We start from the raw sequence: 20,369 nt of genomic DNA on the forward strand, positions 1-20,369 counted from the left end.
GAGTTCTTGATGAGGAAGATATGATTTCACTGTTGACTGAAAAGTGGTTGCCGGTAAGGCGGCGTGGAGGTGGGGTGGATTGGATCGCGCCAGCGCAGATTGGCGAACCCGATATCCTCGACTTCGCGGCGAACCGGCCGGATTTCAATGCCGCGCTGGCCCAGTTCGTTATCGGCTTGCTGCAGACGGTCTCTCCGGCTGAGGATGACGGCGACTGGTCGGAATGGCTGGCGGCGCCGCCATCGGAAGCCGTGCTGGGGCAATGGTTGGCGGGCTTGGAGGATGTCTTCGTATTGGACGGTGCCGGCGCCCGCTTCATGCAGGACTTCGATCTCGCCGACGGCACCGAATTCACCATCGACGCCTTGCTGATCGACGCGCCAGGAGGCTCGGCGCTAGAAAAGAACACCGACCACTTCGTCAAACGCGGCCAAGCCCTGGCCATGTGCCCGCATTGTGTAGCGCTGGCGCTGTTCACCTTGCAGACCAATGCACCCGTCGGAGGTTCTGGTCATTTCCCCAGCCTGCGCGGCGGGGGGCCGTTGACCACATTGCTGGTGCAGGCAGCACCCGACAGCGTGTGGCATGACCTCTGGCTGAACGTGTTGCCGCAGTCCACTTTCCGCACTCGTGGTGGCGACATCAACAAGACCGAGCGCCATTTCACTTTCCCTTGGCTATCGCCGATCAGCAAGATACAGGCGGACGCAGGAGAAACCCAGCCATTGCATGTGCATCCTTGCCATGTGTTTTGGGCCATGCCGCGACGCATACGTTTGGACTTCTCCGACGCCGAAGAAGGCGCATGCAGCATTTGTAAACGCGAGTCGTCCCTGCTGGTCCGGCGTTACCAAGCTCATACGCAAGGCTTGCACTACAAGGGACCGTGGCGCCATCCATACTCGCCGTATTACGAGACCAAGGAAGACTGGCTGCCTGTTCACCCCCAACCCGGCGGTCTCACTTACAAACACTGGCTGGCCTGGTCGATGGGCGTGGATCAGAAAAAGCGCCGGATACAGGCAGCCGCCGTCATTGACTATGCGCAGGAACACCGGCTGCGGGGGGGCAGGCAAATACGCTTGTGGGTTTCGGGTTATGACATGAACAAGATGAAACCACGCTGCTGGTACGAGGCCATATTCCCCTTATATGAACTGGGCGAGGCTAGTCGGGCCAGCCGCAAAAACATGCAGGAAGTCGCCAAGGCGTATACCGAAGCCTCGGAGCAAGCGGTGTTTTATCTGCGCCAAGCCATCAAGCGCGCCTGGTTTGGCGAAGCGGATGCGGCCGGCGATCTCAGCTTCATTGACAAGATGTTTTGGGATGGAACGGAGTCCTCCTTCTATGAACAGATCAAACAGCTGATTGACCAAGCGCGATCGGACGCCGGCCTCGACGTGGACGGGAACAGCTGGTTGACCGGACAGCGTGAGCAATGGTTGGCTACCCTGGCCAAACAAGCATATCGAATCTTCGACAAGGATATCGTCGGCAGCAGTCCGCTGGACCAGCACGATCCGCGCCGCCTTGCCGAGGCATATAACGGCTTGAAACATGCCCTGAACGGCAAGGCGATACGTGACATCTTGGGATTACCTGCGATTGAAAAAGAAGCGGCTCACAAGCGGAAAAGCAAAGCGCCCGCCGCAGGCGGTGCCACCCCATCGGCCTCTTAGGAGAAAACCATGTCTGATTACGTTAATTTCGGCAAGCAACATCATTTCGGCGATGCACTGGTCGACTGGTGGGAGGGCTTGGCCACCGACCGTGCCGCCAGGGCCAGCTTGCGCCGTTGCGCCACGCTGGACCAAGTGGTGCTCGATCCGGCCTACCAGCGCTTTTACCGCTACATGCTCCAGCATGGCTGGCCCGCCGGCAGACGCCCCGAACGCGACGACAGATTGGCCGCGATCGCTGGCCTGCTGGTTCTGGTGGAAGTCAATGTGGATGTGCCTACCGCCGAGGGGATGTCGCTGCCCGCGAGCGAGGGAAGCGATCGCCCCCTGGTGTCTGAATTGCGTTTCCGCGATCTTTTGCGCAGGGAGGGTGTCGATGAAATCTTCATCTCCATGCGGCGGGTGCTGCCCCTAATGAAAAACAAGGCCAACATCCGTCAGTTGGCCAACGACATCTATAACTGGGACCGCGATGACCGCGTCAAGCGGCATTGGGCGTACACCTATCGCTGGCCCGACAAGAAAACAACCTGAGATTCATTGCAGTCCTAACAAACCAAAAGGAGCAAGCATGTCGCGTTTCGTCCAGTTGCACGTCTTGACCAGCTACCCACCCTCCAATCTGAACCGCGACGATACCGGCCGTCCCAAGACTGCCGTCGTGGGAGACAGCACCCGGCTGCGCATTTCTTCGCAAAGCCTGAAGCGCGCCTGGCGTACTTCCGATATCTTCGAGACTGAATTGAAAGGTAATATCGGAACGCGTACCAAAGAGAAGGGCGAAAAAATCTACGATGCCCTGCGTGAAAGGAAGGTCAGCGAAAAAAATGCCCGTGACTGGGCGCGCAAGATCGCTGCCAGGTTCGGTGCGCTCAAATCCGAAAAAGAGAAGGACAACAGGGATCTGCACGTCGAACAACTGGTTCATTTCAGCCCGGAGGAGGAACGGGCCATCGACGCGCTGGTGGAAAAGCTGGCCGCCACCGAAAGCGGTCCCAGCGATGAGGACTTGAATCTGCTACGCAAGCAGCACACCGCTGCGGATATTGCGATGTTTGGCCGCATGCTGGCTAACTCGCCCGCCTATAACACCGAGGCTGCAGTCCAGGTCGCTCACGCCATCACGGTCCATAAGGCAGCAGTCGATGACGACTATTTCATCGCGGTGGATGATTTGAATAATGGTGACGAGGATCGCGGCGCCGCTCACATCGGTGAGCAAGGCTTTGGCGCCGGGGTTTTTTATCTTTACCTCTGTATCGACCGGCAGCAATTGATTGCCAACCTGGGCGGCGATGCTGCGCTGGCGAAGCGGACGCTGCACGCGCTGGTCGCGGCGGTGACGAAGGTCGCGCCCACCGGTAAGCAAAACAGCTTTGCATCGCGGGCTTATGCCGGATATGTGCTGGCCGAAAAAGGCGATCAGCAGCCACGTTCCTTGTCGCAGGCCTTCCTCAAGCCGATCAAGAATGTCGATGTGCTGGGTACTGCCATCTCAGAGTTGCGCAAGCGGCGTGACAATTTCGATGCGGTGTATGGAGCCTGTGCCGATGCGCATGTCGAATTCAATGTCGAAGCGGGCGAGGGCAGTCTGGCTGAAGTAGCCGGCTTTGTGGCGGAATAGCATGGAGACCCTGGTTTTCCAGCTCTATGCGCCGCTGTCGGCCTGGGGCGATGTGGCAGTGGGCGAATATCGCCCGACCGCCAATTATCCCGGCAGGTCGGCAGTGTTGGGCCTGGTTGGCGCCGCGCTCGGTATTACCCGCGATGACGACAGCGCTCAAGCGGCCTTGCGGGATCAATTGAGAATCGTGGTCGGGCTGCTGGCCGAGGGGCGTCTGCTGCGGGACTATCACACCGCGCAGGTCCCGGGACGCGCCGACCTCAAGAAACGGCCACATGCTAGCCGGAAGGATGAGTTGAGCATACCCAAGCGCGATCTCAACACCATCCTGTCCACCCGCGACTATCGCCAGGACGCCGCCTCGCTGATTGCCTTACAGCTGGCGTCGGATGCTGCACCCTACACCTTGAGCCAGATCGCCGAGGCCTTGAAGCGGCCCAAGTATGTGTTGTACCTGGGCCGTAAATCCTGTCCTCCCGCTTTGCCTCTGCATCCATGCCTGTTCCAGGACGTCGATATCAAGACATCGTTTTTGTCTTACCAGGAGCAGTTGCGGCAGCAGTACAAGGAAAAGGGCGGGGGCGATGTGTCGACGCTGCAGCCTTTGCGGCGCATCGCCTGGGGTGACGACGCGCAGGCGTTGCAGATCGTCGGCGTGGCCCAGGATCTGAGCGTACCACGCAAGGATCAGGTCATCACACGTTCCGGTTGGTTGTTCTCGGATAGAACCGAGCACATTGCCATCATCAACAAGGAGTAATTTCGTGTACTTTAGTGTGATATCCCCGGAGCAAGGCCGGTTGCGTCAGGCCGCGAGCGAAATGCCTTTTTCCGTCTATAAAGAGCACCAGTGGTTATGGAAGTTCTTTGCCGACGACCCGGACCAGCCGCGTGATTTTATCTATCGTAAGCACGAGGCGGAACAGCTGCCACGCTACTACGTTGTTTCATCCCGTCCGCTGCGGGACATCAGCGATGCCTGGGGGGTGCAAAGCCGCGAATACGATCCTCGACTCAGCGTGGGCCAGCAGCTTCAGTTTCAGCTGTGCGCCAATCCCGTGGTTACAGTCCCGCAGGATAAAGGACGCGGCAAGCGGCATGATGTTGTCACTCATCGCAAGAAACAGCTCTTGAGCGAACGGGGCTATCCGCCTGAGAGCAAATGGAAGGACTGGCCTCGACATGAAGACCGGCCGCTGCTGTCTGAAATCGTACAGTCCAGCTGCGCGGACTGGCTGCGGCATCGCAGTGAGCAGCATGGTTTTGCCGTCCAGACTGTGTCGGCCGACAGCTACCGCAAAAGCAAGGTTGGGAAGGATGACATACAGATATCTACCGTCAATTTGAGCGGGGTGCTGACGGTGAACGATCCTGACGCATTCAGGGCTACCTTATTTTCCGGACTCGGCCACGCCAAGGCGTTTGGATGCGGGCTGCTGCTGGTGAGACCGGTGGCCTGACAATGCTGCTTCCGCTAAAGCCCATTCCGATCAAGGAGCGGCTCTCCGTTTTATATGTCGAGCGTTGCCAGCTGGACGTGCTCGATGGCGCATTCGTGGCGATCGATGTGACTGGCGTGCGCATGCACATACCGGTGGGTGGCGTCGCTTGCCTGATGTTGGAACCGGGCGTGCGGGTTTCGCATGCGGCCTGTGCGCTTGCCGCGCGGGTCGGCACGCTCATGGTCTGGATAGGCGAAGGCGGCGTCAGGCTTTACTCCGCTGGACAACCTGGCGGCGCGCGTGCTGATCGCTTGCTCTATCAGGCGCGGCTGGCCCTGGACGATGACGCGCGGCTCAAAGTAGTGCGGGCCATGTATCAACGCCGCTTCGGGGAGGTGGCGCCGCAACGGCGTAGCGTGGAACAGCTGCGTGGGATCGAGGGGGCGCGGGTACGGGCCACCTACCAGCTGTTGGCGCGCAAATATGGCGTGGACTGGCGGGCACGCAATTATGATCGGCAGGAGTGGGACGCGGCTGATATTCCCAATCGATGCCTGTCTGCGGCCACTGCCTGCCTGTATGGCGTGACCGAGGCGGCGGTGCTGGCGGCGGGTTATGCGCCTGCCATTGGTTTTATCCACAGCGGAAAGCCGCTGTCGTTTGTCTACGACATTGCGGACCTGTACAAATTCGATACCGTGGCGCCGATTGCATTCAGTGTCGCTGCGGACAATCACGGAAATCCTGAACGCGAGGTGCGTCTTCGGTGTCGTGACGTATTCCGGCAAAGCCGACTGCTGGAACGCATCATCCCTGATATCGAAGAAGTGCTGGCTGCTGGTGAGTTGGCGCCTCCGGCGCCTGCGGCGGAATCGGTGCCGCCCGCCATTCCCAACGATGAAAGTATTGGCGATGCTGGTCATCGTACTTGAGAACGCGCCGCCCCGCTTGCGCGGACGGCTGGCGATATGGTTGCTGGAGATTAGGGCGGGAGTCTATGTGGGCAACTATTCGCGGCGGCTACGCGAGCACATGTGGCAGCAGGTCGAACAGGGCCTGGAAGATGGCAATGCCGTGATGGCATGGCGGAGTAATAACGAAGCAGGTTTCGATTTCCTCACTTTGGGCAAAAACCGGCGCATCCCCAGTGAAATGGATGGCGTCAAGCTGGTCTCGTTTTTGCCGCTGGACGACAGCGCCGATACTGCATCGGATGCTTGATAGTACCGGTTCTTTAACAATCTAGCCTAGCTCTTAAATTGCGGTGGATTTTTGTACTGCAATTATTGCTATATAATTCAATAGCTTATGTTTAGTCTGTTCCCCGCGAGCGCGGGGATGAACCGGAGCGTGGATGCCTCAACGGCGCCAAGTAGCACTGTTCCCCGCGAGCGCGGGGATGAACCGCCGGTGCGGTGGTCGGTGCCACTGAACCGACGCTGTTCCCCGCGAGCGCGGGGATGAACCGGCGGTGGGCCGCAGCTCCACGGTGCAGCTGTTCTGTTCCCCGCGAGCGCGGGGATGAACCGCTTCCTTGACGATCATACGCACCTCTGTGCTACTGTTCCCCGCGAGCGCGGGGATGAACCGTACTCATCACCTGCTCCGCAGGCAGTATTGATGCTGTTCCCCGCGAGCGCGGGGATGAACCGCCTCCGGCACCGCGAAGATTGACCCCTTGATGCTGTTCCCCGCGAGCGCGGGGATGAACCGACCCTGCGCAACGTCGACCAGGGCAACGGCAACTGTTCCCCGCGAGCGCGGGGATGAACCGATTGCAGACACAATCTGTTTTGTCACAGAGCGCTGTTCCCCGCGAGCGCGGGGATGAACCGTAAGGGAGACGGCAGGGCGCTATGGCCTGCAACTGTTCCCCGCGAGCGCGGGGATGAACCGTCGATTACCGGCTTCAAACCGAAAATCTTGATCTGTTCCCCGCGAGCGCGGGGATGAACCGTTTGGCGAGGCTGGCAAGGTGTGCGGCGATGTCTGTTCCCCGCGAGCGCGGGGATGAACCGGTGGGTGCATCACCGTTTCCGTTGAAGCCCCACTGTTCCCCGCGAGCGCGGGGATGAACCGCTGGTAGAGCGGTTGCTGCTGTCAGCAAACGACTGTTCCCCGCGAGCGCGGGGATGAACCGGCATTGCCGAGGGCAACGCGCTCAAGAGTTTCCTGTTCCCCGCGAGCGCGGGGATGAACCGTCGCTGCTCGATGTCAATTTGGACGAAATCGACTGTTCCCCGCGAGCGCGGGGATGAACCGTTTGCGCTGAACGAGGCCGACCAGCGGGCCGACTGTTCCCCGCGAGCGCGGGGATGAACCGATTGACAAAGGAAGAATTTATACGCAGATCAACTGTTCCCCGCGAGCGCTGGGGATGAACCGATACTGTCGATGAACACAGACGATCCAGCGGTCTGTTCCCCGCGAGCGCGGGGATGAACCGTGGCGCGCCGACGCGATCATCGCCGCTGTGGTCTGTTCCCCGCGAGCGCGGGGATGAACCGTAGATGGAAATGCGTCTAAATTATGGCATTTGGCTGTTCCCCGCGAGCGCGGGGATGAACCGAGGATGCCATTGCAGCACAAGCTAGTCAATCTCTGTTCCCCGCGAGCGCGGGGATGAACCGTAGCGCTTGAGCTAGACGCAGACCTTCCGCTGCTGTTCCCCGCGAGCGCGGGGATGAACCGGTGGGTATCTTCAGACCTTCTGTCGCCACCAACTGTTCCCCGCGAGCGCGGGGATGAACCGTGAGCGGGAAATATGGGAGGGGGGTATATCCCCTGTTCCCCGCGAGCGCGGGGATGAACCGCGGCGGGCATGATCGACCCGAGCGGCAAGATCCTGTTCCCCGCGAGCGCGGGGATGAACCGGCCGATGCGCACTCGGTGGTCCACACGACGGTCTGTTCCCCGCGAGCGCGGGGATGAACCGGCCGACATCCTGGCGCTGCACGGCAGCCTGTCCTGTTCCCCGCGAGCGCGGGGATGAACCGTTGGCCACGTTGGCGTCGGTGCGCTCGACTTGCTGTTCCCCGCGAGCGCGGGGATGAACCGACCGCTGGCCAGGCCGGCGATGTCGTGAGCCGCTGTTCCCCGCGAGCGCGGGGATGAACCGACGAGGAACAGGAAGGCGACATTAACGAAGCGCTGTTCCCCGCGAGCGCGGGGATGAACCGGCGTTGCTACCGTGGTGGCTTCCTCGCGCAACCTGTTCCCCGCGAGCGCGGGGATGAACCGCACACCGCGTACTCGCTGCAAGGCGGGCCGCCCTGTTCCCCGCGAGCGCGGGGATGAACCGCCTGGAATTCCTGAATTGCGATACCGTCAATTCTGTTCCCCGCGAGCGCGGGGATGAACCGGTCAACGAGGCCGGCTCCGACCAGCTGCTGCGCTGTTCCCCGCGAGCGCGGGGATGAACCGGAGTGCAAGAAGTAGAAGGTGTCGCCAGCCCAGCTGTTCCCCGCGAGCGCGGGGATGAACCGCCAACGGGCGACGTGCGCTCGCCCGATGTGCACTGTTCCCCGCGAGCGCGGGGATGAACCGGCCAAGGGCGCATGGGATGCGTTCCTGGACGTCTGTTCCCCGCGAGCGCGGGGATGAACCGCCGGCGCAGGCTGACAGTACCCAAATCAGGGGCTGTTCCCCGCGAGCGCGGGGATGAACCGCTGGCCGCACCACCGAGACCATCATCCTGCACCTGTTCCCCGCGAGCGCGGGGATGAACCGAACTGGTGTACGGCGCGCTGGCCGGCCTGGCCCTGTTCCCCGCGAGCGCGGGGATGAACCGGCTCCGTGGGTTGGTGCCGTTGGCCAGTTCGCCTGTTCCCCGCGAGCGCGGGGATGAACCGTGTGCAGGGTGTTGAAGACCGAGCCAGGCACTCTGTTCCCCGCGAGCGCGGGGATGAACCGCCATGCGCCGCGCTGCTGACCAAATCGAGCGCCTGTTCCCCGCGAGCGCGGGGATGAACCGGTGCTGGTCAAGGGCTCGTTCTCGGCCTACCTCTGTTCCCCGCGAGCGCGGGGATGAACCGGTGCGCATGCGCAAGTGCGCCATCAAGTCCTGCTGTTCCCCGCGAGCGCGGGGATGAACCGCTCCGGAGCCACGCGTCTGCGCCACCCGGCATCTGTTCCCCGCGAGCGCGGGGATGAACCGTCCTGGGGCGCTGACGGCCTGGACCTGGCGAACTGTTCCCCGCGAGCGCGGGGATGAACCGAATTCATCAATTTCATTTGCTAACTTGTATTGCTGTTCCCCGCGAGCGCGGGGTGAACCGTCCTATTTCTTGAGCTTTGGAGAATCGGGGATCTGTTCCCCGCGAGCGCGGGGATGAACCGGTTTCTACTTCGGTATCAGCGCCCTGCAGGAACTGTTCCCCGCGAGCGCGGGGATGAACCGAAATCGGGCAGCTCCAGGTACTTCGAACTGCCCTGTTCCCCGCGAGCGCGGGGATGAACCGGTGGACCAGGAGCTGGCCAGCGGCAAGATCAACTGTTCCCCGCGAGCGCGGGGATGAACCGCCTGCGCCTGCCGCCCTGGTGCCCACGCCTGCCTGTTCCCCGCGAGCGCGGGGATGAACCGTCCGTTACCTACGACGAGGTGCAGGAACTACGCTGTTCCCCGCGAGCGCGGGGATGAACCGTGGGATATCAGCCAGCCCACCGGCCAGGATTTCTGTTCCCCGCGAGCGCGGGGATGAACCGAGCAACAACCGTGTTGCCAATCTTGAATGGGCCTGTTCCCCGCGAGCGCGGGGATGAACCGAACTGAAAGCCGCCGCGCGCGGCGAACATACGCTGTTCCCCGCGAGCGCGGGGATGAACCGGGCGCGCAGTTCCGGCCATGGCCACGCAGCTTCTGTTCCCCGCGAGCGCGGGGATGAACCGATGGCAGGCGACATGACGGCGGCTGCTGACACCTGTTCCCCGCGAGTGCGGGGATGAACCGATCACCGACTTCCAGCCAGGGTCTGTGGCGCGCTGTTCCCCGCGAGCGCGGGGATGAACCGCAAAAGCTTCGCTTGCTGGCCGGCCCTCGGCCCTGTTCCCCGCGAGCGCGGGGATGAACCGTTTACGCCGGTCCGTAAACCGGCGTCAAGCGGCTGTTCCCCGCGAGCGCGGGGATGAACCGCGGTTGATCAAGGTGCCGTGTACCGGGATGATCTGTTCCCCGCGAGCGCGGGGATGAACCGTGGTTCGCAGGGAAGTCCCAGCCTCGGCCAGCCTGTTCCCCGCGAGCGCGGGGATGAACCGAAACCATCGCCACCCTGGGGGCCATCCTCATACTGTTCCCCGCGAGCGCGGGGATGAACCGCAACCCAGCCGGAAGCAGCCGCACCCGCAGCTCTGTTCCCCGCGAGCGCGGGGATGAACCGCAGTACGCCGACATCTTCAACGCTGGCATCGACTGTTCCCCGCGAGCGCGGGGATGAACCGTCCACGTCTCCAGCGCCGCCCGCATCGCCACGCTGTTCCCCGCGAGCGCGGGGATGAACCGACGCCGACGGAAGCCACCAGCGAGGCCCTGGCCTGTTCCCCGCGAGCGCGGGGATGAACCGTTTTTAAGGTCGGAGCGGACAAGGCCATACACCTGTTCCCCGCGAGCGCGGGGATGAACCGACCATGCTTCTCTCCGGCTATCAGCGACATGCGCTGTTCCCCGCGAACGCGGGGACGAACCGTAGCCCCAGAGGTAAGCCACCTCGTGCGGCAGCTGTCCCCGCGAGCGCGGGGATGAACCGCGCCCGAATCGCAGGTTGTCCGATGCAGCATCCTGTTCCCCGCGAACGCGGGGATGAACCGTCTTCCAGCACGCGGAAAGCGCCTTCGATTACCTGTTCCCCGCGAATGCGGGGACGAACTGGCATTTGGATGCTGATGGCGAATCCAGGCAGCGCTGTTTCCCGCAGCGCCTTCGCTAGAGAGATGCGCTGGCGGCCGCAACCGCCTCGTCGGCGATTCCGCCCCCAACCTCCCTCAGGTAATCGCTTTGTCATAGCCCCTGCTGTATACTGCGCGGTCAAGGCTGCCGGCCCGCTGGGGGATGGTTGCGGAATCCACTGGACTTATCAAATGAACAAGCGTCCGACGCTGACCCTTAAATCTGCCGCCCCGGCGAAACCCAAGCTGCGCGAGAGTCATGCGCGTGCCCTCAAGCCGCCCATGCAGACCGGCTTCCAGACTGGCCTGAAACCCGATTCCCTCGCCTACAGCCTGATCGGCGCGGCCAATGCCGTGGCGCTGGTGCGCACCGGCACCGCCTTGCCCCAGGCACTGGCGCAAGTGTGGTCCGGCCAGCCTGACGCCACACCGCAGTCGCGCGGCGCCATGCAGGACATCGCCTACCGCGCCATGCGCCAGCTGGGCCTAAGCGACACCCTGGTCGGCCTGATGGCCCCCAAGGCGCCCGATCCGCTGGTGGGCGCGCTGCTGGCCTGCGCGCTGGCCCTGGTCACCGCCCCCGAGCAGCCCGCCCCCTACGAGGAATTCACCGTGGTCGACCAGACCGTGACGGCGGCCGAGTCGCACCCGGACACGGCGCGCGCCAAGGGCATGGTCAACGCCGTGCTGCGCCGTTTCCTGCGCGAGCGCGCCGATCTGCTGGCCACGGCGCACCTGCAGCCTGTGGCGAAATGGAATTATCCGCAGTGGTGGATAGACAGCGTGCGCAGCGCCTGGCCCGATAGCTGGCAGGAAATCCTGACCAATGGCAACAGTGCGCCGCCGCTGACCCTGCGCGTCAACGCGCGCCGCGCCAGCGTCGCGGTCTATCTGAAGACGCTGGAGCAGGCCGGCATGGCCGCCACCCAGGTCGGCCCCTATGCGGTGCGGCTGGCGCGGCCGGTGGCGGTGGGCCTGGTTCCCGGCTTTGCCGATGGCGTGGTCTCGGTGCAGGACGCTGGCGCCCAGCTGGCCGCGCAGCTCCTGGACGTGCAGCCCGGCATGCGCGTGCTGGACGCCTGCGCCGCGCCGGGTGGCAAGACTTGCCACATTTTGGAACTGGCGGACGCCGACGTCACCGCCCTGGACGCCGATCCGCGCCGCTTGGCCCGCGTCGGAGAGAATCTGGAGCGCCTCGGCCTGCAGGCCGCGCTGCGCCCGGCCGACGCCCAGCATGACGACTGGTGGGACGGCCAGCTCTACGACCGCATCCTGGCCGACGTGCCGTGTACGGCGTCCGGCATCGTGCGCCGCCACCCTGATATCCGCTGGCTGCGCCGCAAGAGCGACACGCTCCAACTTGCAACACTTTCGGCCAAAATTCTCGACAACCTTTGGCAGATGCTGCGGCCAGGTGGTAAATTGCTATTCGTGACATGTTCCTTGTGGCCGCAGGAATCGGAGGCGCAGGCGGCTGCTTTCGCAGCGCGCAATCGTGCGCTGCGCCTCGATGCGCCCGGCCAACTGCTCCCCGTCGGCGGCACTGAACAGGATCACGATGGTTTGTTCTACGCCCTGTTCCAGAAAAATGCGTAGGCACAACCCTGGTTTTTTTCCGACGGATACACTGAGCACCCTCGTGACGCGACGATTTTATCGATTCTACGCCCAGTGCCTGCTGCTCCTGGCCTGCCTGCTGCCGCAGGTGGTGAGCGCTGACGGAATCGAAGTGAAACGCTATTTTGTCGAGGCGGCCGAAGACGGCTACCGTATCGGCGCAACCTATGGCTTCGAGCTGACCCACGGCATGGAGGACGCGCTGCAGTACGGCGTGCCGCTGTATTTCACCAACACGGTGGAATTCACCCGCCCGCGCTGGTACTGGACCGACGAGAAGGCCATCGTCCAGCGCCGCACCTACCGCCTTTCCTACAACGTGCTGATACGCCAGTATTACGTCACCGTCGTGGGCGGGGTGCAGCAGAGTTTTTCCACACTGGAAGACGCGCTGTTCGTCATCCGCCGCCCCACGCGCTGGCTGGTGGCGCCGCGCGGCGCGCTCAAGGTGGGCGAGGTCTACAACGTGACCCTGCGCATGTCGCTGGACCCGGACTACCTGCCCAAGCCGTTCCAGGTCAACGCCTTCAACAATTCCGACTGGCGCCTGTCGTCGGATAAAAAATCCTTCCAGTACAAGGCGGAGTAAGTGAGCCGGGCCCTGCGGTATTTGTCGGTCGTCGGCGGCGCCTGTATCAGCATCCTGCTGTTCCTGCTGGCTTCCGCCTCGGACAACTCGGACTTCTTCGCCCGCTACTATTCCTGGCTGCTGGGCCTGAACGTGGCGGTGGCGCTGTCGCTGCTGGCGTTGGTCGGCGTGTCGCTGTTCCGCCTGTACGTGCGCTTCAAGAGCGGCAAGTTCGGCTCCAAGCTGATGGCGCGCCTGGTGATGCTGTTTGCCGCCATCGGCGTGGTGCCGGGACTGGTGATCTTCCTGGTCTCGGTGCAGTTCGTTTCGCATTCCATCGATTCCTGGTTCAACGTGCGCGTGGAGGATGCGCTGGAATCGGGCATCAGCCTGAGCCGGGCCGGCCTGGATAACGCCCTCGCCGAGCTCAGCACCACGGCGCGGCGCGCCACCCAGCTGCTGGCCGACCAGCCCTATGCCAGCGCGCCGGCGGTGCTGGCGCAGCTGGTCAAGTCCGACAGCGGCATGCAGAACGCCATCATGGTCGATGGCGACGGCGGCCTGCTGGCCAGCGCCCGCGCCAGCCGCAAGGGCAACCTGAGCGCCGACCTGCCCACGCGCGACATGATGGCCAAGGCCAGGAACGAAGCCTTTTACAGCGCACCGGAGGGCGGCAGCGACCAGCGCACCGACATGGCCGGCACCCCGCAGCCAGCCGCCGAGGCCAGTCCGCTGCGCCTGCGCGTGGTAATGGCCATCCCCGACCACGCCTTGCCCAACGGCACCCGCCTGGCGCCGCGCTACCTGCAGCTGATCCAGCTGGCGCCGGCCCAGCTGGCCAGCAACGGCGAGACCATCCGCAGCGCCTACAGCGAATACAAGGAACGCTACGTGGCCCGCGACGGGCTGCGCAAGATGTATGTCGAAACCCTGACCCTGACCCTGCTGCTGGCCGTGTTCGGCGCCGTGGCCAGCGCCTTCCTGATTGCCAGCGACCTGGCCCAGCCGCTGCTGCTGCTGGCCGAGGGCACGCGCGCCGTGGCCGAGGGCGATTTGTCGCCGCGTCCCATCGTGGCCAGCTCGGATGAGCTCGGTACGCTGACGCAATCGTTCAACCTGATGACGCGCCAGCTGTCCGACGCCCGCAGCGCGGTGGAGAAAAACCGCGCCGCGCTGCAGAACGCCAAGACCCACCTGGAATCCGTGCTGGCCAATATGTCGGCCGGGGTGATGGTGCTGGACGCCGAGTTCCACCTGGTCAGCTGTAACGATTCCGTCGAGCGCATCCTGCAGCAGCCGGTGCGCAACATGCTGGGCCAGCGCCTGGAGCAGATCGAGGGCCTGCAGGAATTCGGCACCGCCGTCGAGGCCGCCTTCGCGGCGCAGAACGCGCAGTCGGCCGCCGGCCGCAACCTGCAGCGCCTGCACTGGCAGCGCCAGATCGAGGTGCCGCGTCCGGGCGAGGAGGGCGAGCTGACCCTGCTGACCCGCGGTTCGCGCCTGCCGCTGGACAGCGGCAGCGGCTACCTGGCCGTGTTCGACGATATCTCGGACGTGATCTCGGCCCAGCGCTCGATTGCCTGGGGCGAGGTGGCGCGCCGCCTGGCGCACGAGATCAAGAATCCGCTCACGCCCATCCAGCTGTCGGCCGAGCGCCTGCAAATGAAGCTGGAGGACAAGCTGGAACCGCAGGATGCCGCACTGCTCAACCGCGGCGCCGCCACCATCGTCAGCCAGGTGGCCGCCATGAAGCGCATGGTGGACGATTTCCGCGACTACGCCAAGACCCCGCCGGCCCAGCTGGAGGCCCTGGACCTGAACGCGCTGGTCGATGAAATCCTGCACCTGTACCTGGGCGTGGAGGATGAAAGCCACAGCATCATCCATCCGCAACTGGCGCCTGGGCTGCCGCTGGTGATGGGCGATCCGACCCAGCTGCGCCAGGTGATCCACAACCTGCTGCAGAACGCCCAGGACGCCATGGCCGAGCAGGCGCCTGCCGATGGGCCGCCGCGCATTGACGTGATCACGGAAGCCATTCATTATCAGGGCGCGGACGGGCAGGTGCGCACGGCGGTGCGGCTGGCCATCAGTGACAATGGTCCCGGATTCGCGCCCAAGATCCTGGCGCGCGCCTTCGAGCCGTATGTCACTTCCAAGGCGCGCGGCACCGGCCTGGGACTGGCAATGGTCAAGAAAATCATCGACGAACATGGGGGCAGGATCGATATCCAGAACCATGTCGAGAGAAGTGGCGCGTCGGTATTGATTTTGCTGTTAAAGTTAGCACCAATGACACAAAATAGCTGATGTGGGAATTAGAAAAATCATTGACGGTACACCCGCTAAATGAGAGGAAGGGCAGGGATAGATGGCAAACATAATGGTAGTGGACGATGAGATGGGTATCCGCGAGTTGCTCTCGGAAATATTGAGCGACGAAGGGCACGCGATCACGCTGGCCGAGAACGCCCAGCAGGCACGCGAAGCGCGCGCCGCCGGCGCGCCTGACCTGGTGCTGCTCGACATCTGGATGCCGGATACGGACGGCGTCACGTTGCTCAAGGAATGGCAGCGCGATGGGCTGCTCACTATGCCGGTCATCATGATGTCGGGCCACGCCACCATCGATACAGCGGTCGAGGCCACCCGCATCGGCGCGCTCAATTTCCTGGAAAAACCGATCGCGCTGCAAAAGCTGCTCAAGGCCGTGCAGCAGGGCCTGACCCGGGCCCAGGAAACCGCGCGCGCGCCGGCCCCGCCGGTGCGTCCGGCGGCCCCGGCCCCGGCCGAGGATCATGCACCGGCCTACGCCGCCCCGGGCCAGGCCCCGTCGCTGGCGGCCGTGCGCGGCGGCGGCGCCACCGTGGCCGGCGCCGACAACCACATGTTCAACCTGTCCTTCGACCTGCCGCTGCGCGAGGCGCGCGACGCCTTCGAACGCATGTATTTCGAGCACCACTTGGGCCGCGAAGGCGGCAGCATGACGCGCGTGGCCGAGAAAACCGGACTGGAGCGTACCCACCTGTATCGCAAGCTCAAGCAGCTGGGCGTGGAGCCGGGCAAGCTGTCCAAGAAAAACGCCGGGGCCTGATAATGAGGTGGAAAGCTTGCCAGTAGCAACCACCCTCGTGACCGGCGCCACGCCGGGCCGGCGCGAGGCGGCCATCGCGGCCGCGCTGCCACCGGACGGGCGCACCGTCATCATCCTGGAAGGCTTGTCGGACGGCACTGCCGCGCTGGCCTTGGCTCCTTCCGAAGCGGGCCAGCCTGCTCCCCCTGAAGTGCTGCGCATCGCGCCCGGCTGCCTGCATTGCAGCGGTAATCTCATTTTGCGGGTAACATTGAACCGTGTGCTGCGCCATCCGCCCGCGCGGCTCTATCTCAGCCTTGCCACCGCTACCCATCTGCCCGAGTTGCGCGCCTGGCTGTCCGAGCCGCCCTACGGCGAATTGCTCAGCCTGCAAGCCGACATCGCGGCCTGAGCCGCGTTGCCTGCCCATCAAGTCCGCCTGCGGTCGCGGTACTTGAAATCCTCCGTTTTCAGCCCCAAGTCGGAGCTGAAGGCGTAACCGGCAGCGTTTCGCCCCTTGAGAAAGGATGCAAAATGAACCTCATCTACAACAGCGAGCAGTACAGCGTGGTGGAATTCGGCGCCGACCGCAGCCTGGATGCCCTGCGCTTCGGCGGCTACGAAATCGTCGACAAGGGCGGCAAGCGCGAGATCTTCATCGCCGGCGAAATGGCCCAGAACTTCCGGCGCGACGTGAACGCCCTGATCGCCAACGAGCCCACCATGGCGGAGATCGATGAATTCCTCGGCAATTACGATGCGTTGATGAGCCAACCCGTGCTTCTGCACTAAAAGCCCGCGTTCTAAGCCTTACGCACATGGTATGGTTCTGCTATTGCAGCAGAAGAGCCATAACGCCATACCATGTGCCAACTCCTGGGAATGAATTGCAATGTCCCCACGGACATTGTCTTTAGCTTCACCGGCTTCGCCCTGCGCGGCGGCCGTACCGACACCCACCACGACGGCTGGGGGATCGCCTTCTTCGAAGGCGCCGGCGTGCGCCACTTCGTCGACCACCAGGCGGCGGTGGACTCGCCCATTGCCGAGCTGATCAAACGCTATCCCATCAAGTCCAAGAACGTCATCGCCCATATCCGCAAGGCCACCCAGGGCCATGTGGCGCTGGAGAATTGCCATCCCTTCGTGCGCGAGCTGTGGGGCCGCTACTGGGTATTTGCCCACAATGGCGACCTCAAGGAATTCAGCCCGGTGCTGGACGGCCCCTACCATCCGGTGGGCAGCACCGACAGCGAACGCGCCTTCTGCTACCTGCTGCAGGAGCTGCGGCGCCGCTTTGGCGAACGCCAGCCGCCGCTGGCAGCGCTGCGCGCCGCGCTGGGCGAGCTGGCGGCCGGCATTGCCGCCCACGGCACCTTCAACATGATGCTGTCCAGCGGCTCGGAATTGTTCGCCCATTGCTCCACCAACCTGGTCTACCTGGTGCGCCAGCATCCGTTCGACACGGCGCGCCTGTCAGACCAGGACATGCAGGTCGATTTCTCCGAGGTCACCACGCCCAGCGACCGGGTCGCCATTATCGTGACGGCGCCGCTCACCACCAACGAGCAATGGACGGCCTTCCAGCCTGGCGAGCTCAAGCTGTTTATCGACGGCTTGCCACAATAGCGGGCCCGGGCCGGTGAATTGTCTGTTCAGCACGTAAATTTGATGCCAAAATAGCAGGATAGCGTAAGCATCCTGCTCATTGTTGTTAATTAACAGCAACTCCAACCGCCCATGATAGATTTGTCCCGCCACGACGGTGGCCCGAAGACCCTGCGCGTGCGCGAGTTCTACCTCGGCCGCCAGCCCATCCTGGACCGCAACCAGGGACTGTATGGCTATGAACTGCTGTTCCGCAACGCGCCGGTGGGGCCGGCCCACATCACCTCCGACCTGTCCGCCACGGCGGCCGTGATTGCCCACGCGTCCCAGCTGGGGCTGGAAAAGGTCATGGGCGAGGCGCGCGCCTTCGTGCACGTCGATGCGGACGTCATCCTGAGCGACATCTTTTCCTTCCTGCCGCGCGAGAAAGTGGTGCTGCAGCTGCGGCCGGACCTGGTCCCCGATGCGCAGCTCATGGCGCGCATGCGCGAGCTGGCCGGCGACGGCTTCCTGTTCGCGCTGGACGATGCCGCCCACGCGGGCGCCCAGCTGGCCACGCTGATGCCGGTGCTGGATTACGTCAAGCTGGACATGCGCAGCACGCCGCCCGAGGTGCTGGCCCGGCTGGCGCCGCGCATCAAGCAGGACGGCAAGAAGCTGGTGGCGGAAAAGGTCGAGACGCGCGAGGAATTCAAGACTTGCCTGGACCTGGGCTGCGACTACTTCCAGGGCTATTATTTCGCCAAGCCCCTGATCATGAGCGGCAAGAAGCTGTCGCCGTCGCAGCTGGCCGTGATGGAGCTGATGAGCCTGGTGACCTCGGACGCCGACAACCACGAGATCGAGCGCGCCATCAAGCGTGACGTGTCGCTGGCGCTCAACCTGCTGCGGCTGGTGAACACGCCGGCCGTGGGCGCGCGCCAGCGCATCGATTCGCTCAACCAGGCCCTCACCATCCTCGGCCGGCGGCAACTGCAGCGCTGGCTGCAAATCATGCTGTACGCCGAACCCAGCAAGCGTGGCCACAGCATGACGCCGCTCCTGATGCTGGCCGCCACGCGCGGCCGTTTACTGGAGCTGCTGGCGCACAAGCTGCGCCCCAGCCTGCGCAACGCGGCCGACGTGGCCTTCACGGTGGGCATCATGTCGCTGATGGACACCCTGTTCAGCATCCCGATGGCGGACATCGTGCGCCAGATTCCCGTCAACGAGGACGTGTCCTCGGCCCTGCTGTACCGCAGCGGCTTCTTCGGCGACCTGCTCAAGCTGGCCGAATGCCTGGAGCGCATCGAGGAAATGGACGCCCACATCCTGCCCACCCTGCGCGACCTGGCCATGTCGGTGGACGAGCTGGTCGAGCTGGAAATGGCGGCCTTCGAATGGAGCGACAAGCTGGTGCGCTACGCCATGTAGGACGCAGTCCTCAGGCCGCGTGCGCGCCCGGCCAGCGCTTCTGCAGTTCGGGGTCGGTGCGCAGCTCCCACAGCGCCAGCGCCATCACGGCCAGGCCGACGCCCAGTTCGTTCCACAACAGGTTGCGCTCGTCCTGCACCTGCAGCACCCACGGCGATACCGCCACCCATAATCCCAGCAGCAAGTTGAGCACCACGGCCCAGAAATAGGTCTTGTACAGGTCGAAGCCGGCCAGGATCACGATGGCGGCACCGGCAATGAAGGCGTTCCATGCCTCGGGCGACGGGATGGGATATGCCAGCACCCACGGCGTGATGAACAGCCATACTCCCAGCAGCAGGATGAGCTGGTCCTGCCAGCGCAGCGGCGCCGCGTGCGCCTGCTGCTTGTCCAACATATCGTTAGCCATGCTTGGTCTCCTTGTGATGGCGCCGCCCCGGCGGCGGCGGAGTAGCTTAGTCCCTGGGCCGCAGATAAAGTTTCATGTATGCTAACGCCGGGTTCGTTGCAATGCGGAGGAGGGGGCATGGCGCTGCTGCAGGTCGATCAATTATCGAAGTCGTACGGTGGCCGGCTGGCCGTCGATGGCGTGTCGTTCCAGGTGCAGGCCGGCCAGACCTTGGGCCTGCTAGGGCCCAACGGCGCCGGCAAGTCCACCACGGTGGGCATGGTGTGCGGCCTGCTGCGGCCCGATCGCGGCCGGGTGCTGGTCGATGGCGCGGCGGTCGGTCCCGGCGCCTGCGCCGCCAAGCGCAAGATAGGCCTGGTGCCGCAGGACTTGGCCCTGTACGAGGACATGACGGCGCTGGAAAACCTGCGCCTGTTTGGCGGACTGTATGGCATGGGTGGCGCCGAACTGCGCGAACGCTGCGCCCGGGTGCTGGACCTGGTGCAGCTGTCCGAGCGCGCCAGGGAGCTGCCATCGACCTTCTCGGGCGGCATGAAGCGCCGGCTGAACATCGCCGCCGCCCTGCTGCACGAGCCGGCCCTGCTGATACTCGATGAACCCACCGTGGGAGTGGACCCGCAAAGCCGCAACGCCATCTTCGGCACGCTGGAACAGCTCAAGGCGCGCGGCCATGCGCTGATCTACACCAGCCACTACATGGAGGAGGTGGAGCGCCTGGCCGACCACATCGTCATCATCGACCATGGCAAGGTGCTGGCCGACGAGTCGCCGGCCGCCCTGTACCGCCGCCTGCCGGCCCAGGCCGCGCTGCGGGTGGAGCTGGCCGCGGTGCCCACGGCGCCGGCGCTGCAGCAGGCGCTGCAGGCCATGCCCGGCGTCACCTCCGTGCGCGCGGACGGCGCCGCCCTCGATATCGGCCTGGCCGAGGCCGGCCAGGCGGCGCCCGTGCTGTCCTGGCTGGAGCGCGAAGGCTGGCGCCCGCTGCATTTCTCCACCGCGTGCACCTCGCTGGAAGCCGTGTTCCTCAACCTCACCGGGCGCAGCCTGCGCGACTGA

The 20,369-nt window shown here is 64.0% G+C and carries 17 protein-coding genes and 3 CRISPR repeat arrays; of the genes, 16 read left to right on the top strand and 1 reads right to left on the bottom strand.

The features are described from left to right. Nucleotides 1-20: 20 nt before the first annotated feature. The 15 genes from casA (at nucleotide 21) to ACLB1G_RS11460 (ending at nucleotide 18,904) form a co-directional block, all read left to right on the top strand. On the top strand, nucleotides 21-1,679 hold the full coding sequence (casA, locus tag ACLB1G_RS11390; protein ID WP_491627325.1) for a type I-E CRISPR-associated protein Cse1/CasA: 1,659 nt from the start codon (nucleotides 21-23) through the stop codon (nucleotides 1,677-1,679). A gap of 9 nt (nucleotides 1,680-1,688) precedes the next feature. Beyond that, the gene (casB, locus tag ACLB1G_RS11395; protein ID WP_491627326.1) at nucleotides 1,689-2,213 is read left to right on the top strand and encodes a type I-E CRISPR-associated protein Cse2/CasB; all 525 of its coding nucleotides are present in this window, start codon (nucleotides 1,689-1,691) and stop codon (nucleotides 2,211-2,213) included. A 37-nt stretch (nucleotides 2,214-2,250) separates the two neighbouring features. Continuing rightward, a complete protein-coding gene (gene cas7e, locus ACLB1G_RS11400; RefSeq protein WP_491627327.1) occupies nucleotides 2,251-3,303 on the top strand; it encodes a type I-E CRISPR-associated protein Cas7/Cse4/CasC in 1,053 nt (350 codons plus the stop codon). A 1-nt stretch (nucleotide 3,304) separates the two neighbouring features. Further along, nucleotides 3,305-4,063, top strand: a complete 759-nt coding sequence (gene cas5e, locus ACLB1G_RS11405) for a type I-E CRISPR-associated protein Cas5/CasD (RefSeq protein ID WP_491627328.1) — start codon at nucleotides 3,305-3,307, stop codon at nucleotides 4,061-4,063. 4 nt (nucleotides 4,064-4,067) lie between these two features. Further along, complete coding sequence (gene cas6e, locus ACLB1G_RS11410) at nucleotides 4,068-4,763, top strand: type I-E CRISPR-associated protein Cas6/Cse3/CasE (protein WP_491627329.1); 696 nt, start codon at nucleotides 4,068-4,070, stop codon at nucleotides 4,761-4,763. A 2-nt stretch (nucleotides 4,764-4,765) separates the two neighbouring features. After that, the gene (gene cas1e, locus ACLB1G_RS11415; RefSeq protein WP_491627752.1) at nucleotides 4,766-5,677 is read left to right on the top strand and encodes a type I-E CRISPR-associated endonuclease Cas1e; all 912 of its coding nucleotides are present in this window, start codon (nucleotides 4,766-4,768) and stop codon (nucleotides 5,675-5,677) included. Continuing rightward, nucleotides 5,658-5,966: a type I-E CRISPR-associated endoribonuclease Cas2e gene (gene cas2e / locus ACLB1G_RS11420; RefSeq protein ID WP_491627330.1), complete on the top strand. Its 309-nt coding sequence runs from the start codon at nucleotides 5,658-5,660 to the stop codon at nucleotides 5,964-5,966. Before cas1e ends, cas2e begins: the two co-directional genes overlap by 20 nt. A gap of 96 nt (nucleotides 5,967-6,062) precedes the next feature. Beyond that, a CRISPR array of direct repeats spans nucleotides 6,063-7,069; the repeat unit is 29 nt; unit sequence CTGTTCCCCGCGAGCGCGGGGATGAACCG. A 93-nt stretch (nucleotides 7,070-7,162) separates the two neighbouring features. Further along, nucleotides 7,163-8,963: direct repeats of the CRISPR family, unit length 29 nt; unit sequence CTGTTCCCCGCGAGCGCGGGGATGAACCG. A gap of 91 nt (nucleotides 8,964-9,054) precedes the next feature. After that, nucleotides 9,055-10,608: a CRISPR direct-repeat array (repeat unit 29 nt; unit sequence CTGTTCCCCGCGAGCGCGGGGATGAACCG). A gap of 209 nt (nucleotides 10,609-10,817) precedes the next feature. Beyond that, a complete protein-coding gene (gene rsmB, locus ACLB1G_RS11425) occupies nucleotides 10,818-12,221 on the top strand; it encodes a 16S rRNA (cytosine(967)-C(5))-methyltransferase RsmB (RefSeq protein ID WP_491627331.1) in 1,404 nt (467 codons plus the stop codon). A 43-nt stretch (nucleotides 12,222-12,264) separates the two neighbouring features. Then, complete coding sequence (locus ACLB1G_RS11430; protein ID WP_491627332.1) at nucleotides 12,265-12,831, top strand: DUF4390 domain-containing protein; 567 nt, start codon at nucleotides 12,265-12,267, stop codon at nucleotides 12,829-12,831. Then, nucleotides 12,832-15,120, top strand: a complete 2,289-nt coding sequence (locus ACLB1G_RS11435) for a sensor histidine kinase (RefSeq protein ID WP_491627333.1) — start codon at nucleotides 12,832-12,834, stop codon at nucleotides 15,118-15,120. A gap of 61 nt (nucleotides 15,121-15,181) precedes the next feature. Then, the gene (locus ACLB1G_RS11440; protein WP_491627334.1) at nucleotides 15,182-15,904 is read left to right on the top strand and encodes a response regulator; all 723 of its coding nucleotides are present in this window, start codon (nucleotides 15,182-15,184) and stop codon (nucleotides 15,902-15,904) included. A 16-nt stretch (nucleotides 15,905-15,920) separates the two neighbouring features. Beyond that, nucleotides 15,921-16,295 carry a GTPase gene (locus tag ACLB1G_RS11445; protein ID WP_491627335.1) on the top strand — a complete coding sequence of 125 codons (375 nt, stop codon included), beginning with the start codon at nucleotides 15,921-15,923 and terminating at the stop codon, nucleotides 16,293-16,295. A gap of 122 nt (nucleotides 16,296-16,417) precedes the next feature. Next, on the top strand, nucleotides 16,418-16,675 hold the full coding sequence (locus tag ACLB1G_RS11450; protein ID WP_491627336.1) for a BTH_I0359 family protein: 258 nt from the start codon (nucleotides 16,418-16,420) through the stop codon (nucleotides 16,673-16,675). Between the two features lie 72 nt (nucleotides 16,676-16,747). Continuing rightward, nucleotides 16,748-17,512 carry a class II glutamine amidotransferase gene (locus tag ACLB1G_RS11455; protein WP_491627337.1) on the top strand — a complete coding sequence of 255 codons (765 nt, stop codon included), beginning with the start codon at nucleotides 16,748-16,750 and terminating at the stop codon, nucleotides 17,510-17,512. Nucleotides 17,513-17,623: 111 nt separating this feature from the next. Next, nucleotides 17,624-18,904 (top strand): EAL and HDOD domain-containing protein, encoded by a 1,281-nt coding sequence (locus tag ACLB1G_RS11460; protein ID WP_491627338.1) that lies wholly within the window; start codon nucleotides 17,624-17,626, stop codon nucleotides 18,902-18,904. A 10-nt stretch (nucleotides 18,905-18,914) separates the two neighbouring features. Here ACLB1G_RS11460 and ACLB1G_RS11465 read toward each other — a convergent pair whose 3' ends face one another. Continuing rightward, nucleotides 18,915-19,313 (bottom strand): SPW repeat protein, encoded by a 399-nt coding sequence (locus ACLB1G_RS11465; RefSeq protein WP_491627339.1) that lies wholly within the window; start codon nucleotides 19,311-19,313, stop codon nucleotides 18,915-18,917. A 117-nt stretch (nucleotides 19,314-19,430) separates the two neighbouring features. Here ACLB1G_RS11465 and ACLB1G_RS11470 point away from each other — a divergent pair, with 117 nt between their 5' ends. Beyond that, a complete protein-coding gene (locus ACLB1G_RS11470; RefSeq protein ID WP_491627340.1) occupies nucleotides 19,431-20,369 on the top strand; it encodes an ABC transporter ATP-binding protein in 939 nt (312 codons plus the stop codon).

Source organism: Duganella kummerowiae (genome assembly GCF_053572355.1).